Origin of the sequence: Plantibacter sp. VKM Ac-2885 (assembly GCF_015351205.1) — a bacterium.
GTDB lineage: Bacteria > Actinomycetota > Actinomycetes > Actinomycetales > Microbacteriaceae > Plantibacter > Plantibacter auratus.
The window spans coordinates 1,219,030-1,243,801 of the sequence record NZ_JADKSK010000002.1; the positions used below are offsets into that span (position 1 = coordinate 1,219,030).

The window sequence follows — 24,772 nt, forward strand, 5'->3', positions numbered from 1 at the left end:
GGGTTTGAGGTTCGCTCGGTCGACCAGTATATTACAGATACTCTCCGGTGATATTTCTCATGCCCGGGCGACATGTTCCGACAACCGAGTCCTCGAAGGCCTGCCATGACGACCGTGCTCCACGTCACCGAGTGCTACGCGGGGGGCATCCCCGTGGCGATCGAGGCCTACGTGCGGAATTCACCGCCGGGTGTCGAACATCACCTGCTCGCGCAGATCCCGGACGGCGCCCCGCTCGACGAGACGCTGTCCGACTGCTTCGCCTCCGTGACCGCGCTCGGGCGGCGACCGCTCGCTGCCGTGCGAGCCATCCGGCGGGTGCGCCGTCGTACCGGGGCCGACATCGTGCACGCCCACTCGAGTTTCGCCGGTGCGTACGCCCGTGTCGCCATGCGCAGCTCGCCGCGGTCCCGCATCGTCTACACCCCGCACTGTTACGCGTTCGAGCGTGCCGACCTCCCGCGATGGAGTCGTCGAGCGTTCCGTGCCGTGGAATGGTTGCTCTCGTTCAACGTCGAGACCATCGCCGCCTGTTCCGAGGGGGAGGCGGCAACCGCGGAACGGCGCGGACCCTTGCGGCCACGGGTGGTCCACGTGCCGAACGTGGTCGCGGTTCCGCCTCCCAGCGCTCGCCGGAACGATGACCCGGACCTCCATCGGCCGCTGCGGGTCGCGAGTCTCGGACGCATCGCTCCGCAGAAGGATCCGATGCGGTTCGCCGATGCGGTCGCGTCGATCCGGTCGGGCGGGGTCGAGGTCGCTCCCGTGTGGATGGGCGGCGGCCGCGTCGACGACGTCACCCGACTGGAGGCGGCCGGCGTCGAGGTCACCGGTTGGATCCCGCACGCCGAGGTGGGCTCGCGCCTTGCACGGAGCGACGTCTACCTCCACACTGCCGCCTGGGAAGGGTTTCCGCTCGCCGTCCTGGAGGCCGTGCAGGCCGGCGTCCCGACGCTCGTCCGCCCGATCGCCGCGTTCGGGGCGCTCCCGGACGTCCTCACCCTCGACCGCGGCCTCGAGGTGATGGTCGCCCGGAGGCTGGCCGGCCCGGAGGCGTTCGCCACCTGGGCGGAGCGGAACGTCTCCCGCTGGTCGGAACGCCTCAAGGAGCACACCCCGGCCCGCCAACGGGCGGCCCTCGCCGAGGCGTACCGGATACCGCAGGTGGCCTGATGCGCGTCGCGGTCGTGCAGTGGGGTCGGACCGGGGGAGGCCCGCTCTTTGCCCAGGAACTGGCTCAGGCGCTGCAGGAGGACGGCTGCGATGTCGTCGTGTCCTATTCCCTTGACGCCGAGGTGGCGGAGCGGTTCGTCGCCCTCGGGGTGCCGTCCTTCACGATCCGCACGTATCGCGACAAGCGCGGCGCGGTGCTCGGCCTCCCGCGCCTCCTCTGGGCGGCGCTCCGGCTCGACCGCTTCCTCCGTCGGCATCGCATCGACGTCGTCGTCATCGCGATGGAGCAGCTCTGGCAGGGGGTGGTCGCGCCCGTGTTCCGCTTCGGTGGTCGTCGGAGTCTGCTCTGCGTCCATGACGCGACGATGCACCCCGGGGACTTCTCGCGGCTCGAGCACCTCCTGCGTCGTGCCGAGCGTCGGGCGACGGACGGAGCGATCGTGTTCTCCGCCCCGGTCGCCGCTGCACTCACGTCCCGTGGTGAGTTCCGCGCGGACCGTGTCCACGAGACCGTCCACGCCCCGTACCGGGTCGACGCGGGCCGTGCCGTGGTCCGGTCGACGCACCGGGAGGGCGTTCCGGTCGTCGGATGTTTCGGTCGGCTGTCGGCGTACAAGGGGCTCGGTCTCGGTGTGGCGGCGATCACCGAACTGCGGGCTCGCGGTGTCCGCGTCCGGCTTCGGGTCGTCGGGTCCGGGACCGACGACGCCCTCGCACTCCTGCACCACCCGGACGACGAACTGGAGAACCGCTGGGTCGCCCAGGAGGAGATCGTCGACGTGGTGGACGGCTTCGACATCGCCCTGCTGCCCTACACCGAGGCCAGTCAGTCCGGTGTGCTCGCCTATGCAATGGCACTCGGGGTGCCGTCCGTCGTGACGCCGGTCGGCGGACTCGCCGAGCAGGCGATCGCGTCAGGATCGGGCATCGTGGCCACGGCGGTGACGTCGACCGCGCTCGCCGACGCGCTGGAGGAGCTCCTCGCCGACCCCGGTCGTTACCAGGCGCTCTCCACGGCGGGGGTGCTCGCTGCGGCGGGTCCGTTCTCCTGGGCGCGCGTCGCAGCCGACGTGCGCGTCGCGGCAGCATCCGTCGTGCCCACGGGTCGCTGACCCCGACGGCATGCGGCGGATGTCGGCCCCCGCCGGGCTGAGGCTCCCGTCGCTCCGGGCCGCAGGCTCAGGAGGAGGCACACGGCGACGATGAGCATCGGTGTGAGATGCCGGAGGAACGAGCCGTAGTCCGGCTCGAAGATCGACTGCACGATCAGGAACGCGAGGATCGCCGCGAACAACCGGTTCTGGAACGCCGTGAGGACCGACGAGCCGCGGGGCGCTCGGATCCTCGCCGACCGGATCGCGGCGATGAGCGACCCCCAGATGCCGAGCAGGATGAGCGCCACGACCAGGTAGATCGCCCCGCCGCGGAGCATCAGCGGGATCGGGATGATGAACGAGGCGAAGGTGAGGACACTGTTGACGAACCCGGACACGGGGCCGGCACCGGGGAAGAACTGCACGATCAAGGTGTTGACCGATTCCGCGGTGCGGTGCTCGTTCACCGTCAGGCGGTAGTGGTCGAGGTCGACACCGACGACCAGCGGGAAGACGACGGACAGCCCGGCGTAGAGCACCAGGATGAGCGCCAGGGTGGCTGTCCAGCCGCGCCGCGCCCGCAGTGCGAGACGGAGCGCCAGGTAGAGACCGGCCACGAGGAACCAGTACGTGCGGAAGCCCTGGGCGTACAACAGCATCGCGGCCACCGGTACCAGCTCGGCCGGCAGGCCTCGTCCACGGTGGGTGATGAGGGCGAGGACCGCGCCCACGGTCAGCAGGTCCTTCGTGTATGCGCCGTGGTAGACGGCGGCGAGCGCGACGCAGCAGATGATGATGGCCCAGTCCACCCACTCGGCCGTCGTCGTCCGGGTGCGTGAGATCGCCACTGTCAGGACGAGCAGGTAGCTCGCGACACCGACGAGCGCGGCGAGCGTCGGCAGCTCGGAGAGGCCCATCCAGCGGTAGACCGCGGCGATGAGCTGGAACGACGAGTCGGCCTCGGTGAACGTCCCCCGGTTCACGCTGATGATCGTGCCCTCGTCGTTCGCGAAGTGCCCGGGCAGTCCTGGTTGTTCGGCTGCCACCCAGGCGAGCGCGAGGAGTGAGGCGATCATGAGGAGCGACCCGCCGACGAACGGACGGTGGTGCCCGCGATCGCCGATCCCGGGTGTCCGCTGGATCAGCCGATGGCGGTACTCGGTCCGGCGGGCGGCGGCGTCGGCCCGGGCGCGGGTCAGTTCCCGCCGGGTCAGGGGTTCGGAAGACTGCCGGGCGGTCACGGACGGAGCGTGTGCGGAGCGTGCTCGAACTGTAACGACGGCTGGAGCTCGCCGAACCAGGTCTCCGCGTACCTGGTCAGCTTGCGGTTGTTGTTGTCGATCGCGATGACGTGGCGTCCCATCTGCAGGGCGATCAGCATGGCGTGCAGGCGATCCGTGACGACCTCCTCGCCGCGGGAGATGAGTCGGACCGCCGCGGTGAAGCGGCGATCCGCCCGCCGCATCCACGCCTCGTGGTCCCGCGCCATGAGCGGCTTCAGGGCCGGGTGCTTCGCCGCCCGCCAGCCGAGCCACTCGTGCGCCCGGAGGTCCAGGGGGTCGGCTGGCCAGTCGGCGCTGTCGGAGCCCGCGAGCCGACCCGAGGTCTCGTCGTCCGTCCGGGCGATGACGATGCGCCGCTGTGTCGGTTCGGGGGCGCTGATCGAGCCGAGGAGATGCACCGCGTCCGGCGAGAGGCTGAGGTCCTCGACCTCGTCGCGGAGGAGGTCGTAGGAGGTCTGGTCGCGGACGGCGACCCGCAGGTTGGGCCGGGCGGCGAACCGTCGGGAGAACGCCCGGCGGTCTGTATCCGTGGGGAACACGACCGACTGCGGTGCCTGGATGAGCAACGTGTCGGCAGGGAGGCGCTCCGCGAGTTCGTAGCGAGCCTCGCTCAGCACCGGGTAGAGGCCTCCGAGATTGCCGCCGCCCTGGATGAGGACCGGGATCGACGAGTCTCGGACCCGCTCCGGCATGCTCCCGGCGCTCGACGTGGTGCGGACCGCGATGCCGTGTTCCCGCCAGAACCGGGCCTGTCCGAGTGCGATGGCCGAGTCGCCGGAGTTCTTGTGGTCGGGGAACTGCGTGTAGTGGAGCTCGGAGACGCCTCGGTGCAACGCGGTGAACGCCGCTTCCGTGCGTCGACGCATGGTCTCGAGATAGGTCATGGCGCTCCGTCCGGCCCGCCCGCATCAGCGGATATGAGTTGATGGAATACATTATGCTCGAATATCGGTCGCCTCGCTTGCGGCCCCAGCCGGGACCGGTCCGGTCGACTGGATCAGTCCGAACTTAGGAAGGCCACCGTCATGCCCTTCGTCGAAGCTCGACGCCTCTGGGAGCGCCGGTGCTCACGCGTGATCCTCGTCCTCGACCTCCTGGCCGTCACGCTGGCGCTCAGCGTGACCCAGCTCCTGTGGTGGGACGCGTACTGGCACGGGACCGTGAAGGTCGTCGGGTCGTTCGGACGCTTCGACCTCGGCTATCCCGCAGTCACCCTCGCGCTCGCCGTCGCGTGGTGGTCGCCCCTGGCCGCTGCCCGGTCGCGCCACCCGCGGGTCCTGGCGGACGGGTGGACGCCGTATCGACGGGTCGTCGTCGTGACGACGACGGTCTTCGGCACGGTGGCGATGGCGTCCTACCTCCTCAAGCTCGAGATCGGACGCGGGTTCCTGCTCACAGCCATGCCGCTCGGGGTCGCCCTGCTCCTGGCGGTCCGCTGGGGCGCCCGTCGACACCTCCGTGCGCGGCGGCGCGGAAGCGCACTCGTCTACCGCACGCTGCTCGTGGGTGACCGCGACCACGCGGTGCATGTCGCCGAGCGCATGCGACGGGGCGACTGGGCAGGGCATCGGGTGGTGGGAGTCGCGACCCCGGGCATCGACGACGATGCACGCATCGCGGACGCCCCGGTCCTCGCCGGGCGGCCGTCGATCCTCAACGCCGCGATGGAGGTCCAAGCGGACACCGTGATCCTCGTCGGCCCCGTCGAACTCACCCCTGCAGAACTCCGACGCCTCGGTTGGGACCTGAGCGAGCGGGGCGTGAAGTTCATCATCGCCCCGACGCTGACCGGCGTGGCTCCGATGCGACTGCACCTGCAAGCGGTGGCCGGCATCCCGCTCATCCACGTGGACCATCTCGAGATATCCGGGGCCAAGGCTGCGGCGAAGCGGACGTTCGACATCATCGGGTCCGCGACGCTGCTCGTGCTCCTGGCCCCGGTGATGCTCGCGGTCGCCCTCGCAGTGAAGACGACGAGTCGGGGTACGGTGCTGTACCGGCAGGAGCGCATCGGTCTGCGCGGCCGCCCGTTCCGTATCCTGAAGTTCCGCTCGATGGCCGCCGACGCCGACACCGGGGCAGCCCTCGCGGTGCAGCAGCACGCGGACGAACTGCTGACGAAGGCCCCGGACAACCCGCTCGTGACGCCGATCGGACGCGTCCTCCGGAAATACTCGCTCGACGAGCTGCCGCAGCTGTTGAACGTGCTCGGTGGTTCGATGAGCCTCGTCGGTCCGAGGCCCCATCGGGACTGGGAGGTCGAGCGCTACGACTTGCTCGCGCAGCGACGCCTCCTGGTGAAGCCGGGTATGAGCGGACTGTGGCAGGTCAGCGGGCGGTCCAACCTCTCCTGGGACGACTCGGTCGATCTCGACCTGTACTACGTGGAGAACTGGTCGGCTGCGGTGGATCTGAGGATCCTCGCGCAGACGGTGCGAGCGGTCGTCGCCCCGGGAACCGATGCACGGTGATCCGGAACCGCGCGGCCGGGTTCAGCGTTCGGGGAGCTTGTGCCGCCAGCTCAGCCCGCCGGCACCGATGACGGCGCAGACCACGAGGAGCAACCACCCGCCGCTCAGCAGCAGGCTGCTCTCGGCAGCGCCCGATGCGAGCAGGGTCACGACGATGAGCGCAGCCCAGACGTGCACGACGCTCCGCCGGTTGGTCGCGATGAGCCAGGTCCGCACGAGCGCCAGGCCGCCGAGGAGGAGGAACAGGGCGAGCCCGATCAGTCCGAGCTGCAGGTACACGTCCAGGTAGGCGTTCAGCGCCGAGTCGTTCGTGCGGCCGAGGCCAGCGTCGATGAACCGGTATGGGACGGCATCGGAGACCCAGCCGCCCGTCCATCCCCAGCCGTTGATCTCGCTCGGAGCCAGGCGTCGCAGGGTCTCCTGCCAGAGTGCGTAACGCTGCTCGATCTCGAGCCCGAGACCGAGGACGCGGAACACCTCGGATCGGAACAGGTACCCGATGAGGCCGACGAGCGCGAGGACGGTGAGGAGGACGAACTGCCAGGTGCGGCGCGGTTCCGGTCGGAGTTGCCGGAAGCCGTAGAGCACGGCGGTCGCAATGCCGAGGGCTGCGGCGAGGAGCGCGACGCTCGGTGAGCGCGTGCCGAGGATGAGCCCGGCGGCGAGGGCGATGGACCCGATCGTCACCCCGTGCCGCACGGAACGGGTCCGCCATTCGACGACGAAGGTGACGAGACCGAGCAGGGCTGCGATGCCGAGGGCGCTCCGGGTTCCGAAGACCCCCTCCAACGGGCCGCCGAAGGCGAGGTTCCCGCTGATCCCGAGGAACGGCAGTGGGGTGTCGATGAGGACGCCGCTCACGACCTCGAGGGCCAGTGAGGTGCCGAGGAGCGCGCGGAAGGCGGTGCCCGTCGCCCGGACGATCTGGATGGTGTCGCGGGTGAGAGCGATCACGATGGCGATGAAGGCCCACGCGAGCTGTCCGCCGATGGCGGGTACGGTCGCGAGCGGCGTGGCGCTCCACACGACCGACACCGCGCTCCAGGCGAGGAACAGCAGGACCGAGATCGGCAGGAGGCCACGCCACTCGATGATGGGGAGGCGTGCGAGGAGGATGCCCGTGCCGATCGTCGTGAGGCCGACGAGCATCGCGCTGAACCCGGCGACACCGATCAGGCTCGTGATGAGATGCTCGCCGAAGGCGGTCGCGACGGCGATGGTGGCGAACGCGGCGGCCAGCGGCGCCGACGACAGGACGCGCGCGGCGACGGAGAACGCGTCGAAGTCCGCCGGTCTCACGCCGGGCTCATCCGCCGACGACGTCGCGCCGGTGCGCAGGTGCAAGGTCGGACGAGGCTGCGACGGTGGGGATCGGCCAGGCCGGTTCCTGCTTCGTCTTCACGACGAGGAGCACGAGGAGCACCCACCCGGACTCGATGAGCAGCCGGCTCTCCGCGACGGACTGCACGACGAGGGAGACCGCGATGAGGACGGGGGCGAGCGAGAGGGCCGTGTACGGCCGATGTGCGTCGAGGTCGACGCGTGGACGGTCGACGGCCAGGAACCAGGTGCGGGTCAACATCGACAGGACGACCGCGGCGAAGAGCACGAGGCCGACGACGCCGAGTTGGAACCAGACGTCGAGCCAGGCGTTGTGCGCCTGGAGTTGTCGGACGCCGCGTCGGATGACCAGGTCGGTGAAGAGCGGCTCCCACGGTGCCCACGGGCTCGAGAAACCCCAACCGAAGACCGGCCGCTGTTCGATGAGGCGCCAGACGGTCGCCCAGATGTCGAGTCGACCGGTGAGGTCCGGGCTCTTCCCGAGGAGGCCGAGGAGTTGCGTCCGGAAGACGACCGCTCCCACCGCGCCGACGACCCCGATGCCGAGGAAGCCGAGGTACACCGGTGTCCTCGCCTCCGGGCGAGGCGCCCGACGGATCGCGAGTGCAGCGGCGAGGACCACCGCCGTCACCACGGCGGCGAGCAGGATGGTGGTCGAGAAGCTCAGGAGGAACATCACGACGGAGAGACCGAGGCGGACGAGCAGGGTCCAGCGACGTTCCGGGCCGGTCAGCCTGGCTGCGCCGGGCTCGTCGCGGCGCGCCGCCAGCCGGAGCCCGAAGACGATGATCCCGAGCAGCGCCACCACGGCGAGGAGGTTGGCGTTCCCCGAGATGCCCTGGATGCGTCCTCCGGAGAACAGGAGGTCCCGCGACCAGTAGTCGAGCAGGGGCGGGTCCGCCGAGTCCCCGGCGTAGAAGTTCGGGAGGACCGGGTGCCGGATGATCGCTGCGACGACGAACTCGAAGAGGAGGGACAGTGACAGCACCCACGTCACGGCACGGCCGAGGACCCGGATGACCTCGGGCCAAGTGAAGCATCCGGCGAGGGTCACGCCGAGGATCGTGCACAGCGCCGCACCGAGCAGGGTCGCGGCCGTGCCGCTGGGGTAGGCGGACCAGGCGAGCGACACGATCGACAGCACCCCGTAACCGACGAGCGACCACGGCACCCTGGTGCGCCGCCAGTTCGGGCGGACGACCATCAGGCACGCGAGCGCGGCGCCGCCTGAGACCAGGGCCACCGCCGTGTACCCCCAGATGGTGAAGAGGTTCGTCCAGAACGTCCCGGCGAGGACCGCGAACGTCGCGAACACCGCGACGTGCCTGACGACGAGTGCGCGTGTCGTCAGCGCTGCCGGCGGGCGGGGCGGGGCGGGTTCGGTGGACAGCATCGTGCCCCCAGGGTAGCGGCTGCGGCCGCCACCGAGGCCCTGGTCCAGCGCGGTGGTCAGACGAACGCCGCAGTGCCGGTGATGGCCCGCCCGACGATGAGTGCGTTCATCTCCCGCGTGCCCTCATAGCTGTAGAGGGCTTCGGCATCCGCGAAGAACCGGGCGGCGTGGTAGTCCAGCACGATGCCGTTCCCGCCCATGATCTCCCGTGCCCACGCGACCGTCTCGCGCATCCGCGCGGTGCAGAACGCTTTGGCGAGCGCGGAGTGCTCGTCGCGCTGGGTGCCCTCGTCGAGCATCTGCGAGACCCGGACGCACATCGCCATCGATGCCGTGATGTTCCCGAGGCACTTCGAGAGCAGGTCCTGGATCAGCTGGTGGCCCGCGATCGGCTTGCCGAACTGCACGCGCTCCTTGGCGTAGGCGACCGCCGCCTCGTACGCGCCGACAGCGACGCCGACACTCGACCAGGCGACGCCGGCGCGCGTGAGTCGCAGTACCTTCGCCGTGTCGCGGAAGGAGTTCGCGTGCTGCAGCCGGAGGCGCTCGGGGACCCGGACGTTCTCGAGGGTGATGTCGGCGTTCTGCACCATGCGCAGGCTGATCTTGCCCTCGATCTTGGTCGCGGAGTAGCCGGGGGAGTCGGTCGGCACGATGAAGCCCTTCACCTGACCGTCGGCGGTGTCCTTCGCCCAGATGATCGTGATGTCGCTGAAGGTCGCGTTGCCGATCCACCGTTTCGAGCCGGACAGGATCCACTCGTCGCCGTCCCGCGTCGCCGTGGTGCGGAGCCCCTGTGCGCTGTCCGACCCCGATTGCGGTTCAGTGAGTCCGAAGGCACCGAGGACCTCGCCGGAGGCGAGCTTCGGGAGCCATTCGTCCTGCTGCTCCTGGGAGCCGCACTCGCTGATCGAGCCCATGGTGAGACCGTCCTGCACCCCGACGAAGGTGGAGATCGACGCGTCGATCCGGGAGAGCTCCATCGAGGCGAGGCCGCGGAACACGGCGCTGTTGTCGAACGGCGTCGTCTCCGGCCAGGCCCACCGGGCGACGTCGAGCTCGAGGAGCGGGGTGATGAGGTGCTTCGGGAACTCGGCCCGCTCCCAGTACTCGTTCACGATCGGCTTCGCCTCGGTCTCGGCCCAGGCTCGGAGGCGGGCGATGGCCTCCTGCTCGGGAGCCGTCAGAAGGCTCTCGAAGCCGTAGAAGTCGCTGGCGAGGGGTTCGAAGATCATGGTCCGTTGCTCCATTGCGTCCGCTGGCGCCGGATCGGCGTCCCGGCCAGCCTAGGCAGGTGTGCTCGGCGCGGACAACGGCTTGGTAGTTTGGTGCACGGTGCCGGGCGACCGCGTCGCACGGCTTGTAGGACGACGCCAAGCGGCCCCAGGGTCCGGCTGGCGCGTCACCCTCGTCCGTCGAAAGGGCCCCACCATGTTCGTGCCGCTCAGTGCCACTCCTCGTGACTACGCGTGGGGGTCGTCGACGGCGATCGCGGAGGTGCTCGGGTCCGAGCGCTCAGGACGTCCGGAGGCGGAACTCTGGCTCGGCGCACACCCCGGGGCGCCGACGCCGATCGCGGATCCGTCGACGGTGGGGGGACACGCCGACCTCGAGCGCTGGCTCGCCGCCGATCCCACCGCGCTCGGCGGGCACGGCTCGCTGCCGTTCCTCCTCAAGGTCCTCGCAGCGGCCCATCCGCTCTCGCTGCAGGCCCACCCCGACCTGCACCGCGCCGCCGCGGGCTTCGCCGCCGAGAACGCACGAGGGGTGCCGCTCGACGCTCCGCACCGCAACTACAAGGACGCGCTCCACAAGCCGGAACTCATCGTCGCCCTCCGGGACGGCTTCGAGGCGCTCTGCGGGTTCCGCGAGCTCGATGCGACCGATGCGCTGCTCGCCGAGCTGGTGGCCTCGGCGCCCGATCCGGCTGCTGCGGCGCGCATCACCATGCTCCGGGGGATGCTGGCCGCCCCCGACGGGCTCCGCGACACCGTGCGGATCCTGCTCGAGCAGCTCCCCGGCGGGCTGCTCGACGCCCTCGTCGTGTCCGCCGCGGCTCCCGGTTCGGGCGCGTTCGACGCCGAGCGTGCCCTGGTCGGGCGGCTCGCGCAGGAGTATCCGGGTGATCCCGGCATCGCGGTCGCCCTCCTCCTCAACCTCGTGACGTTGCGAGCAGGAGAGGCGCTGTACCTCCCAGCCGGGAACATCCACGCCTACCTCCGCGGCATCGGCGTCGAGCTCATGGCCGCGAGCGACAACGTCCTGCGCGGCGGGCTCACCCCGAAGCACGTCGACGTGCCCGAGCTGCTCGAGGTCCTGGAGTTCGAGCCGCGGCCGGTGCCGTGGCTCACCCCGACGGACCTGGGTGGGGGGCTCAGCCTCTTCGTCCCGGACGTGCCGGACTTCGAGCTGCTGCGGGTGGACCTGTCCGATGAGCCGTCCGAGCAGGAGTCGTCGTTCCGGCTCCCCGGCCCCGGGATCGCGATCGTGGTCGACGGCTCGGTGCGGATCACCGGAGCCACCTCGTCCATCGAGCTCGGTCGAGGTGGCTACGCCTTCATCACGCCCGACGAGGCGGAGCTGCGCTTCTCCGGGACCGGGACCCTGTTCCTGGCGACGACCCAGGCCTGACCACCCAGGCCGGACCGCCCGGCCGGGTGGTCCGGTCCACCAGCTCAGGCGCTCTCCCGCACCCCGAAACTCCGCCGGTAGGCGGCGGGCGTGGTGCCGAGGACGCGGTCGAAATGATGACGGAGGACCGCCGCGGTGCCGAACCCGGTGTCCGCAGCGATCCGCTCGACACCGTGGTCGGTCCGTTCGAGCATCTCCTGGGCTCGGAACAGGCGTTGCCGGTTCAGCCAGGCGGCCGGCGTGCTGCCGAGCTCCGAGCGGAAGCGGCGTGCGAAGGTCCGCTCGGACATGTGCGCCTGCCGCGCGAGGCGCCCGATGGGCAGGTCCTCGGCGAGGTGGTCGAGCATCCAGTCGACGACCGGGGCGAGGGACTCGCACTGCTGCGCCGCGACGGGGGAGAGGACGTACTGCGCCTGACCGCCGTCACGCTGTGGCGGGACGACCATCCGGCGGGCGATGACGTTCGCGCTCGCCGCGCCGTACTCCTGTCGTACCAGGTGCAGACACGCGTCGATGCCGGCAGCGGTCCCCGCGCCCGTGATGACCTTGCGGTCCTCGACGAACAGCACGTCCGGGTCGACGGTGGTGCCCGGAAACATCGTCTGCTGCTCGCTGGTGTACATCCAGTGGGTCGTGCTGCGCCGACCGTCGAGCAGCCCGGCCTGACCGAGGACGAACGACCCGCTGCACACGCTGAGGACCCAGGCACCACGTGCCTCCGCTGCTCGGAGGACGTCGAGGTAGGCCTCGTCGACCGCTCCGGCACGCGATCCACCACGACCGGTGATCACCACGAGGTCCGTCTCGGCCGCGAACGACAGGTCGTCGTCGACGATCATGTCGAAGCCCCGCGAACCGTCGTCGCTCAGGTTCATTCGAACCGGACCGGGGTCCTTCGTGACGATGCGGAGGTCGAAGGCGGGACCGCCCTGGTCCGACCGGTCGATGCCGAAGACCTCGCAGACGACGCTGAACTCGAACGGTTGCAGCCCCGGGATGGCGAGCAGGGCGACCTTCGACAGCATGGGACCTCCGGATGATCGATTTGGCAGGAATGTGCTGCTTTGCGTCCATCCTGCCACTGGTGGCAGTTTTTCGCCATTCCTAGAGTTTCAGACATGTCCATCATCGCACTCGTCATCGGCATCATCACCGTCCTCATCGTCGTCGTCGCTTCCGCCGCGACCCTCCGTGCTGTCCTGACCGACGGCTATCGCCGTGTCCCCAGCCGTGCCGGCGCACGACGCACGCGCCTCCAGTAGTCTGGTCACTCCGTCTGCAGCACGGCAGGTGGAGGACTCCCTGGAGGAAGCATCGTGGCGTGGCTGGTGACGGGCGGAGCCGGATACATCGGAGCCCATGTGGTTCGGGCCTTCCAGGCGGAGGGGATCGACGTCGTCGTCCTCGACGACCTGTCGAGCGGGCACGAGCGCTTCGTCCCGGCCGGAGTGCCGTTCGTCCGCGGAACCCTGCTCGACGGCTCGGTCCTCGAGCGCACCTTCTCCGAGTTCGAGCTGAGCGGCGTCGTCCATGTCGCCGGGTACAAGTACGCGGGTGTCTCCGTGCAGCGCCCACTCCACACCTATGCCCAGAACGTCACGGCCACCGCGATGCTGCTCGCCGCGATGGAGGAGCACCGGGTGGAGCGCATCGTCTTCTCGTCGAGCGCCGCGGTGTACGGGACCACGGACGTCGACCTGGTCACCGAGGACACCCCGAAGGCCCCTGAGTCGCCCTACGGCGAGTCCAAGCTCATCGGCGAGTGGCTGCTCCGCGACCAGGGTGTCGCGACCGGGCTTCGCCACACCTCGTTGCGGTACTTCAACGTCGTCGGCTCCGGGACGGACGAGGTCTACGACACGAGCCCGCACAACCTCTTCCCCCTCGTCTTCGACGCGCTCCTCGCCGGACGCACGCCCCGCATCAACGGCGACGACTACCCCACGCCGGACGGCACCTGCGTCCGCGACTACCTGCACGTCGCGGATCTCGCGGCCGCGCACGTCGCCGCGGCCAAGCGGCTCGATGCGGGTGAGCCCCTCGAGGCGGCGTACAACCTCGGGAGCGGCGACGGGTCGAGCGTCGGCGAGATCATGACCGCGATGGCGGAGGTGACCGGGATCGACTTCACCCCCGAGATCATGCCGCGGAGGGCGGGCGACCCCGCACGGATCGTCGCGTCCGGCGCGCTCGCAGCGCGCGACCTCGACTGGCGGATGCGACACGATCTGCGCCAGATGGTGGAGAGTGCATGGCGGGCCAGGCGCGCCGCCGACTGACGTCGCGCGGCCGCACGATCCGCCCCGACGGGCCCCGACACCCAGTTCGGGTCACACTCGGCGCGTCGCGAACCCTCACCTCGTGATTGAGGCTTTACGATGTGCGACTTGACTCGACCATAACTACAAGGGTGTAATTATGTATCGCGCCGCGTGGCGCAGGGTACGAGTAGGTGGGGAGACGGTATGGCGATTCCTGAGTATCGTGCCGGAGTACCCGACGACTGGTTCGTCGATCCGGTCAATCTGGGAGTCCCCGGCGTCCGTCAGCCCGCTGCGGAGGGCGAGGACGACACCCAGCTCTCCTGGCAGACCGATGCGCTGTGCGCGCAGACCGACCCCGAGGCGTTCTTCCCCGAGAAGGGTGGATCCACGCGCGACGCGAAGCGGATCTGCACCAGCTGCGACGTCAAGTCGCAGTGCCTGGAGTACGCGCTCGCGAACGACGAGCGCTTCGGCATCTGGGGCGGCCTCTCCGAGCGCGAGCGCCGGAAGCTGCGCAAGCGCGCCGTCTGACGCTTCCTCGAACGCTGGCCGAACCGCTCCCGGCTCACCGGAACGCCCCCGATTCGGGGCGCGCCCGCTCGGTTCCCGCTCTTCCGGCCGGACCCGCTTAGTCTGAATCCGATGTCTCCCCGAGTAACGGCGATTCTCGTGGTGCGCGACGGCTCAGAGCCGCTCGCACGCACGCTCGACGCCCTCCGTGCCCAGACCCGTCCGGCGGACGGGATCATCGCCGTCGCCACCCGCGCGAGTGAGGCGACGATCGAGGAACTCGGTCGCGTCCCCGGCATGAAGCTCGTGACCTCGACCGAGGACCTCAGCTTCGCGCAGGCCGTGGCCGCCGGCGTCCGCGTCACCGATCAGCCGGAGGACGCCGAGCAGATGCTCTGGTTGCTCTCCGAGGACACGGCTCCCGAGCCGACGGCGCTCGCCGCCCTGTTGGGCGCCCTCGAGGTCTCGCCGTCCGTCGGTGTGGCCGGCCCGAAGATCCTCGACTGGGACGACGCGTCGTTCCTCCGTCGCTACGGCGAGACGATCACCACCCTCGGGGCGGCGGTCCCGGTGGTCGAGGACGAGCTCGACCAGGCCCAGCACGACACGATGAACGACGTGATGGCGGTCGGTCCGGCCGGCATGCTCGTGCGCCATCAGCTGTGGGACCGGTTGGGCGGCTTCGACCAGGCCCTCGTGGCGGACGACGCCCTCGACTTCTGCATCAGGACCCGCCTCGCGGGCTACCTGGTCGCGGTCGTGCCGACGGCGCGGGTCGCCTCCGCCGGCGAAGGCATCGCCGGGCCCTCCTGGTCGAACCGGCTCGGCGCGCGTCGTCGTCGCCACCGCCAGGCCCGCGCCGCACAGCTCCACCGCCGTCTCGTCTATGCGCCCGGGATCATGGTCCCGGTGCACTGGCTCAGCCTCGTGCCCCTCGCCATCCTGCGGGTCATCGGCCACTTCGTGAAGAAGCAACCCGAGCTCGTGCTGGGCGAGCTCTCGGCGGCGTTCGCCGTCGCGTTCTCCGGGACGAAGGTCGGGAGTGCGCGGCGCCAGCTCGCGAAGAACCGCACCTTGGGCTGGTCGAGTATCGCCGGCCTGCGGATGCGACTCGACGAGGTCCGACGCAAACGCGCGCTCGCGCGGGAGGCGACGCAGATCGGCTTCATCGGTGAGGAACGCGACCTTCGCTTCTTCTCCGGCGGAGGCGCCTGGGTCGTCCTCGCGACGGCGGTCATCGGAGCGGCGATCCTCGCTCCGCTCCTCGGAGCCACGTACCTCACCGGCGGGGGACTCCTCCCGCTCTCGGCGACGGTCGGCGAACTCTGGCAGCACATCGGCTTCGGGTGGCGCGACGTCGGTCTCGGCTTCGTCGGTGCCGCCGACCCGTTCAGCGCGGTCCTCGCAGTGCTCGGGACCATCACCTTCTGGCAGCCGTCCTTCTCCCTGGTCCTCCTCTTCCTGCTCGCACTGCCGCTCTCGGCGCTCGGCGCCTGGTTCGCTGCCACCCGGCTCACGGAGCGCAGCGGTCCTCGAGCGGTGGCGGCGCTGCTCTGGGCGCTCGCCCCGACGCTCCTGACCGCACTCGCCGATGGACGTCCCGCGGCCGTCATCGTCCATGTCCTGCTGCCCTGGCTGTTCTACGCGGGTGTGGTCGCGTCCCGGTCGTGGGCCGCAGCCGGCACGAGCGCCTTCCTGTTCGCCGCGATCGTCGCGAGCTCGCCGTCCCTCGCCCCGGCGTTGCTCGTCATCTGGGTCGTCGCGATGGTCTTCGCCGGTCGTGGTGTCGCCAGGGTCGGCCTCGTCCCGATCCCCGCCATCGCGCTGTTCGCTCCGCTCATCTGGCAGCAGGGGCTCCACCGGAACAACTGGCTCGGAATCCTCGCCGACCCCGGTGTCGCGACGCCTGCGACCGCGGCGTCCGGCTGGCAACTGTCCCTCGGCTTCCCCGGCGGCAGCCTGGGTGGATGGAGCCAGCTCGGTGCAGCGCTCGGACTGCCGGGTGCGGCTCCCGCCATCGTGGTGCCCGCGCTGCTCGCGCCGCTCGCGATCCTCGCTCTGCTGGCCCTGTTCCTCCCGGGGTCCCGACGGGCCGTCCCGTTGCTCATCGCGGCGTTCCTCGGACTCGTGTCGGCCGTGTTCGCCACGCATCTCCTCCTCGCCTCGGCCGCCGGAACGGCCGTCCCCGTCTGGGCCGGCGCGGCGATCAGCCTGTACTGGCTCGGGATCGTGGGTGCTGCGACCCTCGGCCTCGACCGCATCCCACGGTTCCGGGCGGTTCCGGCGCTCGTCATGGTCCTCGCCGCCGCGGTGATCGCCCTCCCACTCGCCCTCGCCCAGCCTCTCGGCACCTCGGTGGTCCGTGAGAGCTCCGGTCGCCAGCTGCCCGCCTACGTGACGGCCGCGACGCAGACCGATCCTCGGCTCGGCACCCTCGTCATCACCCCCGGCGACGACGGGACCATCACCGCGGTCGTCATCCGTGGCCAGGGGGAGACGCTCGACGGCCAGTCGACCATCGCCCAGACGGCCCCCGGCGTGTCCTCGGACGACCGCGTCGTCGCCGAGCTCGCCGGCAACCTCGCGTCGCAGAGCGGACTGGACCCGACGGAGACCCTCGTCGAGCACGGTATCGCCTTCGTGCTGCTGTCGCCGGTCGCCGACGGCGAGGAGCAGACGGTGGCGGGTCAGACCGCCGGTCGTGCGGCGAGTGCGCTCGACGCCAACGCGGCGCTGGTCGCCGTCGGTGACACGACGAGCGGCACACTCTGGCGCACCGTCGCGGACGTCGGCACCGGTCCCGAGCTCCCGACGTCGAATGTGCTCGGCACCCTCATCGGTGTCGGTCTTGGCGTCGTGTTCCTCATCACCCTGCTCCTGAGCATCCCCAACGGTGCGTCCCGCGACGGATACCGCGCGGGATCCCGGAAGCCCGTGAAGCTGAAGGGTCGTGCTGCTCGCAAGGCGGCCGCGTCCGGGGCGACGGTCGCGGTGATCGACGACGAGGCGACCGGCACGTACGACGACGAGGAACCGACCGCCGATCTCGACGACGAGGCGGAGGGTTCCGAGTCGGCCGACACCACCGACGCGTCGACCCGCCCGTCCAAGCCGCGTTGGTGGCGTCGGGGGCAGGCCTCCTCCGCTGAGGCGCCCGTGCCCGCGGCGGTGACTGCCGAACCAGCCGATGACGCCGAGTCCGTCGACGACCGTGCATCGACCGTCGACACCGGGTCGGCCGACGACACCGTCGCTCGCGATGGAACCGTGCCGGTCACGGACGACACCGTCGACACGGACCGCGACGTGACCGGGTCGACTCCAGACGCCGACGCGGACGCGAACACCACAGCCGACCAGGTCCCCGACGAACCGGCGGTCGCCGCGCGCGATGCCGCCGTGCCAGATCCGGATCCGAGCGACTCGACCGAGACGACGCCGGATCCCGACACCACCCGCCGGGACACCCCGGGAACGGAGCAGCCGCATGCCCAGTAAGCGCGGAGTCGCCATCACCTCCGGTCGGATCGTCACCGGCCTCGTCGGGATCGGGATCGCCGCGGTCACGATCGCAGCGGCCGGGCAGCTGCCCCTCCCGACGGTGGAGATCGCCCCTCAGGACATCCGAGTCACCCCGGTGGCCGGCGACCAGTCGGTCGTGTGCCCGGGGCCGCTGCTCGCCCTGGCCCAGGACGCGACAGCCGCGACGGCAGCCGGCTCCTTCGGCCCGGCGAGCGTCGACTTCGGAGCGAACGGGGTGACGCCCACGACGAGTGAGCTCGCCGCACCCGACAACACGAGCGGCGCGGCGGACGGCGGACCCACGGTGATCACCGTCCCCGGCGCGACCGACGGGACGGTGACGCCCCTGAGCGGTGCGCAGTCGCAGATCGCCGCCGAAGCCGAGGTCGCCGGCCTGGCCGCCGCCGCCTGCACGCCGGCATCGGCCGAGAGCTGGCTCGTCGGCGGATCGAGTGACATCGGTCGCACCACGCTGGTCCTCCTGAGCAATCCGTCGGCCGTCGATGCGAACGTGACCCTCGAGGTCTTCGGCGCCGCCGGGCGGATCGACGCTCCGGGTGCCGCCGGGATCGTCGTCGCCACCGGCACGCAGCGGGTGATCGCCCTCACCGGCCTCGCACCCAACGAGCCGACCCCGGTCGTGCACGTGACGAGCGAGGGCGGCCAGGTGGTGGCCGCGCTCCAGCAGAGCACGGTCCGCGTCCTGACCCCCGGTGGTGTCGAGGTCCAGGGGCCGACCGCGTCGCCGTCGACCGACCTCGTGATCCCGGGCGTCGTCGTCACGGCCCCGGCGGCCGCAGGGGCGAGCTCCGACACCGCGTCCGTCGACGACCGGGCCACGGCCCTCAGACTGTTCGCGCCGGGATCCGAGCCCGCCGACGTCGTCATCACCGCCACCCGCGAGAACGCGAAGGACGAGCCGATCGTCATCGACGCGACCATCCAGCCGGGCGTTCCCGGTGAGATCGCGCTCGCCGAACTCCCGGCCGGCGAGTTCTCGCTGGAGGTCACCTCGACCCGACCGGTGGTCGCGGCGGCCAGGACGAACTCGCGCGGCGGAACGCTCGAGGACTTCGCCTGGTTCGGAGCGACACCCGCACTCGACGACACCGCAGCCTTCACGGTCCCCACCGGGCCGGGGCAGAAGCTCCACGTCTTCAACCCGTCTGGCTCCGAGGCCGAACTCACGTTGACAGGGGCTGACGGCAAGGAGACCACGGCGAAGGTCGGAGCCGGCGCGGCGGTGACGCTCGGCGTCGGCTCGGGTCAGAGTTACGTCGTCGCCGGGGCCGACGGCCTCCACGCCTCGATCAGTCTCGCTGCGGCGGGGCGGCTCACGTCGCTCCCGGTCACGCCGCCGAACCCGCTGGCGGCTCCGATCAGCGTCTATCCGCGTTGACCGCGGCGGCCTCGGGTCAGAGGAACCGGTAGCGTTCCGGCCCGAGGTCCCAGGGGTCTTTGCCGAGGAGCTCGGCGACGGCGCGGAACACGCAGCTCTCCACCATCATGCGCTGGTGCAGCTCGTCGTTCCGGTGGAGCTTGCTCATCCGCTGGATGGGCAGCCGGTACAGGATGATGCGACGGCGTGCTCGGTCGACGAACCAGCGGTCGACGCCGTCCGTCCCGGAGTTCTGCGCCGGCATCGCGCCGACCTCGAACCGGACGTCGGCGAGTTCGGCGGGCCAGGCTCCGCGGAGGTAGTCGGCGGTGGTGGCGACCGTCAGGTCGAACTGGTCGATCCGGGTATCGATCGGTGGCACGTCCGGTCCGACGACGCTTGAACGACCGTTGCGACCGTGCCGTGATCGGCGGCGCGAGAGGGCGCCTCGCGTCTCCTCGTCAGCCTGCGCCATGCGTCCAGTCTAGGTGTGGTCGGCGGCCCGGTTCAGACCCGCTCGACCGGCGAGCCGGACGGTGCCGCCGGCGCCCGCGGGCTACGCTGGGGCAAATGGTGGACAGGATGTGTTCGAAGGTCGGCTGCTCGCGCGAGCCCGTGGCGACGCTGACCTACGACTACCGTGACTCGATGGCCGTCCTCGGTCCGCTGAGCATCGAGAAGAGCCCGCACAGCTACGACCTGTGCTCCATCCACGCCGTGCGGCTGAGCGTGCCGCAGGGCTGGAGCGTCGTGAAGCACAGCGTCCTCGGCGACGTCGGCTACGGCTCCTGACCAGCGGCATTCCACCGCGCCGTGCCGATCTCGGGGCCGACATGAAGGTCCACGACGCGTGACGGTCTGCGAGAATGGCGTCATGAGTTCTTCCGCACCGTCTGCCCCCACGACCACCCTGCCCTACAAGGTGGCCGACCTGTCGCTCGCCGAGGCCGGCCGACACCAACTCCGCCTCGCCGAGAACGAGATGCCCGGCCTGATGGCCCTCCGCGAGGAGTTCGGCGCGAGCCAGCCCCTCGCCGGCGCCCGTATCGCCGGTTCGCTGCACATGACGGTGCAGACCGCGGTGCTCATCGAGACGCTCGTCGCGCTCGGTGCCCAGGTCCGCTGGGCGAGCTGCAACATCTTCTCGACCCAGGACGAGGCGGCGGCCGCCGTCGCCGTCGGTCCGCACGGGACCGTCGAGGCACCGGCCGGTGTGCCGGTCTTCGCCTGGAAGGGCGAGACGCTCGAAGAGTACTGGTGGTGCACCGAGCAGATCTTCGACTGGTCGACCGAGGCGGCCACGGCCGGCGCCGAGTGGACCGGCCCCAACCTCATCCTCGACGACGGTGGCGACGCGAGCATGCTCGTCCACCAGGGCCGTCGGTTCGAGCTGGCGGGAGCGGTCCCCGACACGACGGACGCCGACAGCCACGAGTACAGCATCGTCCTCGACGTGCTCCGTCGCTCGCTCGCCGGCAGCAGCGACCGTTGGACGAAGGTCGCCGCCGACATCCTCGGCGTGACCGAGGAGACCACCACCGGTGTCCACCGCCTCTACGAGCTGGCGAAGCAGGGTGAACTGCTGTTCCCCGCGATCAACGTGAACGACTCGGTCACGAAGAGCAAGTTCGACAACAAGTACGGCATCCGGCACTCGCTGCCGGACGGCCTCAACCGCGCGACCGACGTGCTCATCGGTGGCAAGGTCGTCTTCGTCGCGGGCTACGGCGACGTCGGCAAGGGCGCGGCCGAGGCCCTCCGCGGCCAGGGCGCTCGGGTCATCGTCTCCGAGGTCGACCCGATCTGCGCCCTCCAGGCGTCGATGGACGGCTTCCAGGTCGCGACCCTCGAGAGCGTCGCCGACCAGGTCGACATCATCGTGACGTGCACCGGCAACTTCAACGTCGTCACCCTCGATCACATCCTCGCGCTCAAGCACCTCGCGATCGTCTCGAACGTCGGGCACTTCGACAACGAGATCGACATGGCCTCGCTCGAGGCGCTCGAGGGGGCCGAGAAGATCGAGATCAAGCCCCAGGTCCACGAGTGGCGCCTCCCCACGGGGCGCAGCGTCCTCGTGCTCAGCGAGGGACGCCTCATGAACCTCGGGAACGCGACGGGGCACCCCTCGTTCGTGATGAGCAACTCGTTCACGAACCAGGTGCTCGCACAGCTCGAGCTCTGGACGCGGATCGAGGAGTACCCGATCGGCGTGTACGTGCTGCCGAAGCACCTCGACGAGAAGGTCGCACGCCTGCACCTCGACGCGCTCGGCGTGCAGCTGACGACGCTCACGGGCGAGCAGGCCGACTACATCGGCGTGCCGGTCGAGGGCCCGTACAAGGTCGACCACTACCGCTACTAGGCGGTGCCGCCGGTTCCCCGCCTCAGCGGTCGGGGAACCGGTGCGGCTGACCGCTCAGCACCGGCTGGAGGAGTGACAGGCGCTGACGGGCCGCGAGCTGGGCCTGGTACTCGCGCTCCCGGCGGATGACGGAGACCCCGACGAGGAACGCCTCCGGCGGAGCGATCGGCAGGGGCGACACGAATCGGGACACCTCTGCCGCGAGTTCGGCCGCCAATCGGGTCCTCGTGGCCGGGGTGAGCGATCCGGCCTGCTTGAGGAACTGGGTGACGCGCCGCGCCAGCGGGTCGGGCAGTCGGGCCACGTCGGCGCCGCCGGCCCAGGCGGCGAGCTGCGGCGGGATCATCGCGACGGGCTCCACCACCCGCGGCAGACGCTCACGTTGGCTGTAGGTCCCGGCGAGCACGTCGCCCAGACGCTTCGAGCGAGCACTGAGCAGGCCGGTGAGTGCGGCGATGCCGCCGGCTGTGGCGTAGATCTCGAAGTACCCGGTGAGGGCACGGATGAACGCGTGCCGGAAGCCGGGTGCACCCCCGTCGTCTCGGACGATGCGGGCACCGACGACCAGTCTGCCGAGCGACCGTCCGCGGGTGGCGATCTCGACCGCCGCAGGCAGGACGACGAGGCAGAGCACCGTCAGGCCGAGCACGATGGCGGTGAACATCGCGGTGTCCATGGCGACCCCGGACAGGATCCAGGAGAACATCGCGAGCATGAGGCCGACGAACACGAGGATCGACACCACGTAGTCGATGATGGCGCCCGCCGCGCGCAGGATGAATCCGGTGGGCCGCACGTCGAGGGCGACCGCCTCGCCGGTGATCAGCTCGGTGCCGTCGTCCAGCGTCGTCTCGTGCAGCGGGACCCGGGCCGGTTCGGACATGTGCTCCATTCAAGCAGATGCGCGGGGGACCGGCCATGGAGCGCCACCAACGCGTAGCATGGCTGCGATGGACCTCGACGCCTACTCCGCAGCCCACCGCCAGGAATGGGACCGCCTCGACGCGCTCGGCAAGCAGCGGTTCTTCAGCGGGCCGGAGGCCGATGAGCTGATCGACCGCTACCAGGCCGGAGCGACCCAGCTCTCCGCGATCAAGACGACGGCCGGATCGACCCTCGTCGGCGACCGCCTCTCGGTGTCGCTGTCGCGGGCGCGCCTCCGGTTCACCGGCGCCAGCGCGAACGTGTTGTCGAGTGTCCCGCGGTTCTTCGTCCTGGCGCTGCCGGCCGCGCTCTACCGGGTCCGGTGGGTGACCCTCGCGGTCGCGGTCGCGACGGTCGTCATCGCGACCCTCTACGCCGTGTGGATCGCCGGCAACCCGCAGGTCCTCGCGAACCTCGGTACCGACGCCCAGCTCAAGCAGTACGTCGAGGACGACTTCGTCGCCTACTACTCCAACAATCCGGCGGCGAGCTTCGCCGGTCAGGTGTGGACCAACAACGCGTGGATCGCAGCGCAATGCGTCGCGTTCGGCATCAGCGGTGTCTGGGTCCCGTACATCATCGTCACCAACGCCCAGGGGGTCGGGCAGGCCGCAGGGGTGATGTTCGCCTACGGCAAGGGCGACGTGTTCTTCGAGTACATCCTCCCGCACGGCATGCTCGAGCTCACTGCGGTGTTCGTTGCGGCGGCGGCGGGTCTCCGCATCTTCTGGGCCTGGGTGGCACCGGGGCCACGGACGAGGGGCCAGGCGCTTGCCGAGGAGGGCCGAGCGCTGTTCACGATCGCCATCGGGCTGGTGATCGTGCTCTTCGTCTCGGGGCTCGTCGAGGGCTTCGTGACGCCGGCACCGTGGCCGTGGGCGGTCAAGATGCTCATCGGCGGGGGAGCGCTCGCCGCGTTCCTGACCTACATGTGCTGGTGGGGCGGTCGCGCGTACCGCTCGGGGGAGCGGGGCGACCTGGCTGAGTTCGAGGCCGGCGCGAAGCGGATCGTCGCCGGCTGACGGCTACTCGCCGGCTTCGGATCGTGCGCGGCGCTCGGCGTTCCTGGCGTTGACCCGGGCGTTCTCGGCGTTCACCTCAGCATGGACGGCGCGCTCCTGCACGAGCCAGGCGGGCAGCGTGCGGAGGAGCTCTTGGATCTGTTCGGTGGTCAACGCCTCGGTGATTTCGGCGCGAGCCAGACCGGAGGTCGACACGCCCAGCTTGCGGGCGACGACGTCGCGCGGGTGCGGTCCGTTCTTGCGGAGCTCGACGAGCCAGTCCGCCGGGTTCGCCTGCAGTTCGAGGAACGCCGACCGCGTGATCGGCTCCTCCTGGAACGACGCCGGGGTCGCCGGCAGGTAGACCCCGAGCTTCTTCGCCGCGGTCGCCGGTTTCATGATCTGTTCGCTCGCACCCATCCGCTCAGCGTACCTCGCTGCGGTGTCCTCGCCCAACCGGCCGGATCACCCGTCGACTGAGCTGCAGTAGTGTGGCAAGCCGAGCAGTGGAGGCTTCGATGGACAGGCAGGACGACCAGGTCGACGGGATCGAGGTCGGCGACGACGGGATCGGTGCCGACACGGTGCCGGAGATCGTCCCGCCGGCGCTGACCGTCGCCTACGCGCGCGGTGTGAACCCGGGGAAGTGGGCGCGCATCTGGAGCGAGCGCCGTCCGGAGGACGAACTCCGCCTGATCCGAGTGGACCTCGACGAGCAGCGAGCGGTCCTGGCCTCCGGTGCGGCGGACGTCGTGCTCGCCCGGGTCCCGATCGACCAGGACGGGCTGAACACGATCTCCCTGTTCGAGGAGCTCCCCGTCGTCGTCTTCGCCAAGGGCGCTGCCCTCGGAGCCGAGGACACGGTCGGGATGGCCGCGCTCGCCGACGAGCAGCTGATCATGACGCCGCTCGTCCTCGAATGGGCCGAACGTGCCGCCGTACTCGGGTTCGACGCCCCGGCGGCCCCGTTGACCGACGACCCGGAGGCAGCGGTCGAACTGGCCGCGTCCGAGGTCGGGATCGTCGTGGTCCCGCAGTCGGTCGCGCGACTGCACCAGCGGAAGGACGTGGAGTACCGTCCGATCGTCGGTCTTCCATCGATCCCGGTCGTGCTGGTCTGGCCGCAGGACCGCGAGGACGAAGCCGTGGAGGAGTTCATCGGCATCGTGCGCGGACGCACGGCCAACAGCTCGCGACGGTCCGCCCCGACCGAGCAAGCCGCCGCTCCTGCACCGCAGCAGGCTGCGAGACGACGGAAGAAGCCGAAGGCCGGTTCGACCCAGGGCACCGCCGCCGGGACGAGCCGAGGCGCCCAGCTCGCCGCGCGGAAGGCCAAGCAGGAGGAGCTCGCCCGGGAACGCCGCAAGAAGCGCAAGGGCCGCTGATCCGTCCTCCCGGGTCCCGCCGGCACGCGGAGGGACC

Annotated in this window: 22 protein-coding genes; 13 read left to right on the forward strand and 9 right to left on the reverse strand. The window is 70.5% G+C overall.

Annotation, left to right across the window (positions count from 1 at the left end; all coding sequences use genetic code 11):
- Positions 1-105: 105 nt before the first annotated feature.
- Positions 106-1,173, forward strand: coding sequence for a glycosyltransferase family 4 protein (locus ITJ66_RS18115; protein ID WP_194645515.1), 1,068 nt, complete (start codon positions 106-108; stop codon positions 1,171-1,173).
- The gene (locus tag ITJ66_RS18120; protein ID WP_194645516.1) at positions 1,173-2,285 is read left to right on the forward strand and encodes a glycosyltransferase family 4 protein; all 1,113 of its coding nucleotides are present in this window, start codon (positions 1,173-1,175) and stop codon (positions 2,283-2,285) included. Before ITJ66_RS18115 ends, ITJ66_RS18120 begins: the two co-directional genes overlap by 1 nt.
- Here ITJ66_RS18120 and ITJ66_RS18125 read toward each other — a convergent pair.
- The gene (locus ITJ66_RS18125; protein ID WP_194645517.1) at positions 2,171-3,508 is read right to left on the reverse strand and encodes a hypothetical protein; all 1,338 of its coding nucleotides are present in this window, start codon (positions 3,506-3,508) and stop codon (positions 2,171-2,173) included. The two genes, ITJ66_RS18120 and ITJ66_RS18125, sit on opposite strands and share 115 nt — an antisense overlap.
- Entirely contained in the window at positions 3,505-4,434 is a 930-nt protein-coding gene (locus ITJ66_RS18130) for a polysaccharide pyruvyl transferase family protein (protein ID WP_194645518.1), read from the reverse strand. Before ITJ66_RS18130 ends, ITJ66_RS18125 begins: the two co-directional genes overlap by 4 nt.
- 141 nt (positions 4,435-4,575) lie before the next feature.
- On the opposite strand from ITJ66_RS18130, the gene ITJ66_RS18135 reads away from it, so the two are divergent.
- Positions 4,576-6,021, forward strand: a complete 1,446-nt coding sequence (locus tag ITJ66_RS18135) for a sugar transferase (protein ID WP_194645519.1) — start codon at positions 4,576-4,578, stop codon at positions 6,019-6,021.
- Between the two features lie 21 nt (positions 6,022-6,042).
- Here the strand turns inward: ITJ66_RS18135 and ITJ66_RS18140 are convergent, their stop codons facing one another.
- Genes ITJ66_RS18140 through ITJ66_RS18150 form a run of 3 tightly spaced genes read right to left on the reverse strand, consistent with a single transcriptional unit; the run spans position 6,043 to position 9,990 of the window.
- Complete coding sequence (locus ITJ66_RS18140) at positions 6,043-7,320, reverse strand: O-antigen ligase family protein (RefSeq protein WP_137243362.1); 1,278 nt, start codon at positions 7,318-7,320, stop codon at positions 6,043-6,045.
- Between the two features lie 7 nt (positions 7,321-7,327).
- Entirely contained in the window at positions 7,328-8,755 is a 1,428-nt protein-coding gene (locus tag ITJ66_RS18145) for an O-antigen ligase (protein ID WP_137243361.1), read from the reverse strand.
- A 56-nt stretch (positions 8,756-8,811) separates the two neighbouring features.
- On the reverse strand, positions 8,812-9,990 hold the full coding sequence (locus tag ITJ66_RS18150; protein ID WP_192018517.1) for an acyl-CoA dehydrogenase family protein: 1,179 nt from the start codon (positions 9,988-9,990) through the stop codon (positions 8,812-8,814).
- 196 nt (positions 9,991-10,186) lie between these two features.
- On the opposite strand from ITJ66_RS18150, the gene manA reads away from it, so the two are divergent.
- Positions 10,187-11,386 carry a mannose-6-phosphate isomerase, class I gene (gene manA, locus ITJ66_RS18155; protein WP_192018518.1) on the forward strand — a complete coding sequence of 400 codons (1,200 nt, stop codon included), beginning with the start codon at positions 10,187-10,189 and terminating at the stop codon, positions 11,384-11,386.
- Between the two features lie 44 nt (positions 11,387-11,430).
- Here the strand turns inward: manA and ITJ66_RS18160 are convergent, their stop codons facing one another.
- Entirely contained in the window at positions 11,431-12,411 is a 981-nt protein-coding gene (locus ITJ66_RS18160) for a GlxA family transcriptional regulator (RefSeq protein WP_194645520.1), read from the reverse strand.
- 93 nt (positions 12,412-12,504) lie between these two features.
- Between ITJ66_RS18160 and ITJ66_RS18165 the strand changes: the two genes are divergently transcribed.
- The 5 genes from ITJ66_RS18165 to ITJ66_RS18185 all read left to right on the forward strand — a co-directional run bounded on the left by ITJ66_RS18165 (position 12,505) and on the right by ITJ66_RS18185 (position 19,081).
- A complete protein-coding gene (locus ITJ66_RS18165) occupies positions 12,505-12,648 on the forward strand; it encodes a hypothetical protein (protein ID WP_161578604.1) in 144 nt (47 codons plus the stop codon).
- 54 nt (positions 12,649-12,702) lie between these two features.
- Positions 12,703-13,665, forward strand: a complete 963-nt coding sequence (galE, locus tag ITJ66_RS18170) for a UDP-glucose 4-epimerase GalE (RefSeq protein WP_064295220.1) — start codon at positions 12,703-12,705, stop codon at positions 13,663-13,665.
- 186 nt (positions 13,666-13,851) lie between these two features.
- On the forward strand, positions 13,852-14,181 hold the full coding sequence (locus ITJ66_RS18175) for a WhiB family transcriptional regulator (RefSeq protein WP_079002812.1): 330 nt from the start codon (positions 13,852-13,854) through the stop codon (positions 14,179-14,181).
- A 111-nt stretch (positions 14,182-14,292) separates the two neighbouring features.
- A complete protein-coding gene (locus tag ITJ66_RS18180; protein ID WP_194645521.1) occupies positions 14,293-17,658 on the forward strand; it encodes a glycosyltransferase family 2 protein in 3,366 nt (1,121 codons plus the stop codon).
- The gene (locus tag ITJ66_RS18185) at positions 17,648-19,081 is read left to right on the forward strand and encodes a DUF5719 family protein (protein ID WP_194645522.1); all 1,434 of its coding nucleotides are present in this window, start codon (positions 17,648-17,650) and stop codon (positions 19,079-19,081) included. Before ITJ66_RS18180 ends, ITJ66_RS18185 begins: the two co-directional genes overlap by 11 nt.
- Before the next feature lie 16 nt (positions 19,082-19,097).
- On the opposite strand, the gene ITJ66_RS18190 is transcribed toward ITJ66_RS18185, so the two are convergent.
- Entirely contained in the window at positions 19,098-19,535 is a 438-nt protein-coding gene (locus tag ITJ66_RS18190; RefSeq protein WP_064295223.1) for a metallopeptidase family protein, read from the reverse strand.
- A gap of 107 nt (positions 19,536-19,642) precedes the next feature.
- Between ITJ66_RS18190 and ITJ66_RS18195 the strand changes: the two genes are divergently transcribed.
- Positions 19,643-19,852, forward strand: coding sequence for a DUF3499 family protein (locus ITJ66_RS18195; protein ID WP_369808449.1), 210 nt, complete (start codon positions 19,643-19,645; stop codon positions 19,850-19,852).
- Positions 19,853-19,934: 82 nt separating this feature from the next.
- Complete coding sequence (ahcY, locus tag ITJ66_RS18200) at positions 19,935-21,425, forward strand: adenosylhomocysteinase (protein ID WP_121292048.1); 1,491 nt, start codon at positions 19,935-19,937, stop codon at positions 21,423-21,425.
- A 22-nt stretch (positions 21,426-21,447) separates the two neighbouring features.
- On the opposite strand, the gene ITJ66_RS18205 is transcribed toward ahcY, so the two are convergent.
- Positions 21,448-22,308 carry an RDD family protein gene (locus ITJ66_RS18205; protein ID WP_085513390.1) on the reverse strand — a complete coding sequence of 287 codons (861 nt, stop codon included), beginning with the start codon at positions 22,306-22,308 and terminating at the stop codon, positions 21,448-21,450.
- A gap of 67 nt (positions 22,309-22,375) precedes the next feature.
- Between ITJ66_RS18205 and ITJ66_RS18210 the strand changes: the two genes are divergently transcribed.
- Positions 22,376-23,371, forward strand: coding sequence for a stage II sporulation protein M (locus ITJ66_RS18210; protein ID WP_079707261.1), 996 nt, complete (start codon positions 22,376-22,378; stop codon positions 23,369-23,371).
- A 3-nt stretch (positions 23,372-23,374) separates the two neighbouring features.
- On the opposite strand, the gene ITJ66_RS18215 is transcribed toward ITJ66_RS18210, so the two are convergent.
- A complete protein-coding gene (locus ITJ66_RS18215; protein WP_056012681.1) occupies positions 23,375-23,770 on the reverse strand; it encodes a DUF5997 family protein in 396 nt (131 codons plus the stop codon).
- A 98-nt stretch (positions 23,771-23,868) separates the two neighbouring features.
- Here ITJ66_RS18215 and ITJ66_RS18220 point away from each other — a divergent pair, with 98 nt between their 5' ends.
- Entirely contained in the window at positions 23,869-24,735 is an 867-nt protein-coding gene (locus tag ITJ66_RS18220; protein WP_137243353.1) for a LysR family substrate-binding domain-containing protein, read from the forward strand.
- Positions 24,736-24,772: the final 37 nt, after the last annotated feature.

Excerpts from the sequence above, each read along its gene's own strand:
- manA (WP_192018518.1), top strand. The coding sequence starts at position 10,187 with ATGTTCGTGCCGCTCAGTGCCACTCCTCGTGACTACGCGTGGGGGTCG.
- ITJ66_RS18145 (WP_137243361.1), bottom strand. The coding sequence starts at position 8,755 with ATGCTGTCCACCGAACCCGCCCCGCCCCGCCCGCCGGCAGCGCTGACG.
- ITJ66_RS18220 (WP_137243353.1), top strand. The coding sequence starts at position 23,869 with ATGGACAGGCAGGACGACCAGGTCGACGGGATCGAGGTCGGCGACGAC.
- ITJ66_RS18160 (WP_194645520.1), bottom strand. The coding sequence starts at position 12,411 with ATGCTGTCGAAGGTCGCCCTGCTCGCCATCCCGGGGCTGCAACCGTTC.
- ITJ66_RS18120 (WP_194645516.1), top strand. The coding sequence starts at position 1,173 with ATGCGCGTCGCGGTCGTGCAGTGGGGTCGGACCGGGGGAGGCCCGCTC.
- ITJ66_RS18185 (WP_194645522.1), top strand. The coding sequence starts at position 17,648 with ATGCCCAGTAAGCGCGGAGTCGCCATCACCTCCGGTCGGATCGTCACC.
- ITJ66_RS18180 (WP_194645521.1), top strand. The coding sequence starts at position 14,293 with ATGTCTCCCCGAGTAACGGCGATTCTCGTGGTGCGCGACGGCTCAGAG.
- ITJ66_RS18165 (WP_161578604.1), top strand. The coding sequence starts at position 12,505 with ATGTCCATCATCGCACTCGTCATCGGCATCATCACCGTCCTCATCGTC.
- ITJ66_RS18190 (WP_064295223.1), bottom strand. The coding sequence starts at position 19,535 with ATGGCGCAGGCTGACGAGGAGACGCGAGGCGCCCTCTCGCGCCGCCGA.
- ITJ66_RS18130 (WP_194645518.1), bottom strand. The coding sequence starts at position 4,434 with ATGACCTATCTCGAGACCATGCGTCGACGCACGGAAGCGGCGTTCACC.
- ITJ66_RS18115 (WP_194645515.1), top strand. The coding sequence starts at position 106 with ATGACGACCGTGCTCCACGTCACCGAGTGCTACGCGGGGGGCATCCCC.
- ITJ66_RS18205 (WP_085513390.1), bottom strand. The coding sequence starts at position 22,308 with ATGTCCGAACCGGCCCGGGTCCCGCTGCACGAGACGACGCTGGACGAC.
- ITJ66_RS18210 (WP_079707261.1), top strand. The coding sequence starts at position 22,376 with ATGGACCTCGACGCCTACTCCGCAGCCCACCGCCAGGAATGGGACCGC.
- ITJ66_RS18175 (WP_079002812.1), top strand. The coding sequence starts at position 13,852 with ATGGCGATTCCTGAGTATCGTGCCGGAGTACCCGACGACTGGTTCGTC.
- ITJ66_RS18215 (WP_056012681.1), bottom strand. The coding sequence starts at position 23,770 with ATGGGTGCGAGCGAACAGATCATGAAACCGGCGACCGCGGCGAAGAAG.
- ITJ66_RS18135 (WP_194645519.1), top strand. The coding sequence starts at position 4,576 with ATGCCCTTCGTCGAAGCTCGACGCCTCTGGGAGCGCCGGTGCTCACGC.
- ITJ66_RS18195 (WP_369808449.1), top strand. The coding sequence starts at position 19,643 with ATGTGTTCGAAGGTCGGCTGCTCGCGCGAGCCCGTGGCGACGCTGACC.
- ahcY (WP_121292048.1), top strand. The coding sequence starts at position 19,935 with ATGAGTTCTTCCGCACCGTCTGCCCCCACGACCACCCTGCCCTACAAG.
- ITJ66_RS18150 (WP_192018517.1), bottom strand. The coding sequence starts at position 9,990 with ATGATCTTCGAACCCCTCGCCAGCGACTTCTACGGCTTCGAGAGCCTT.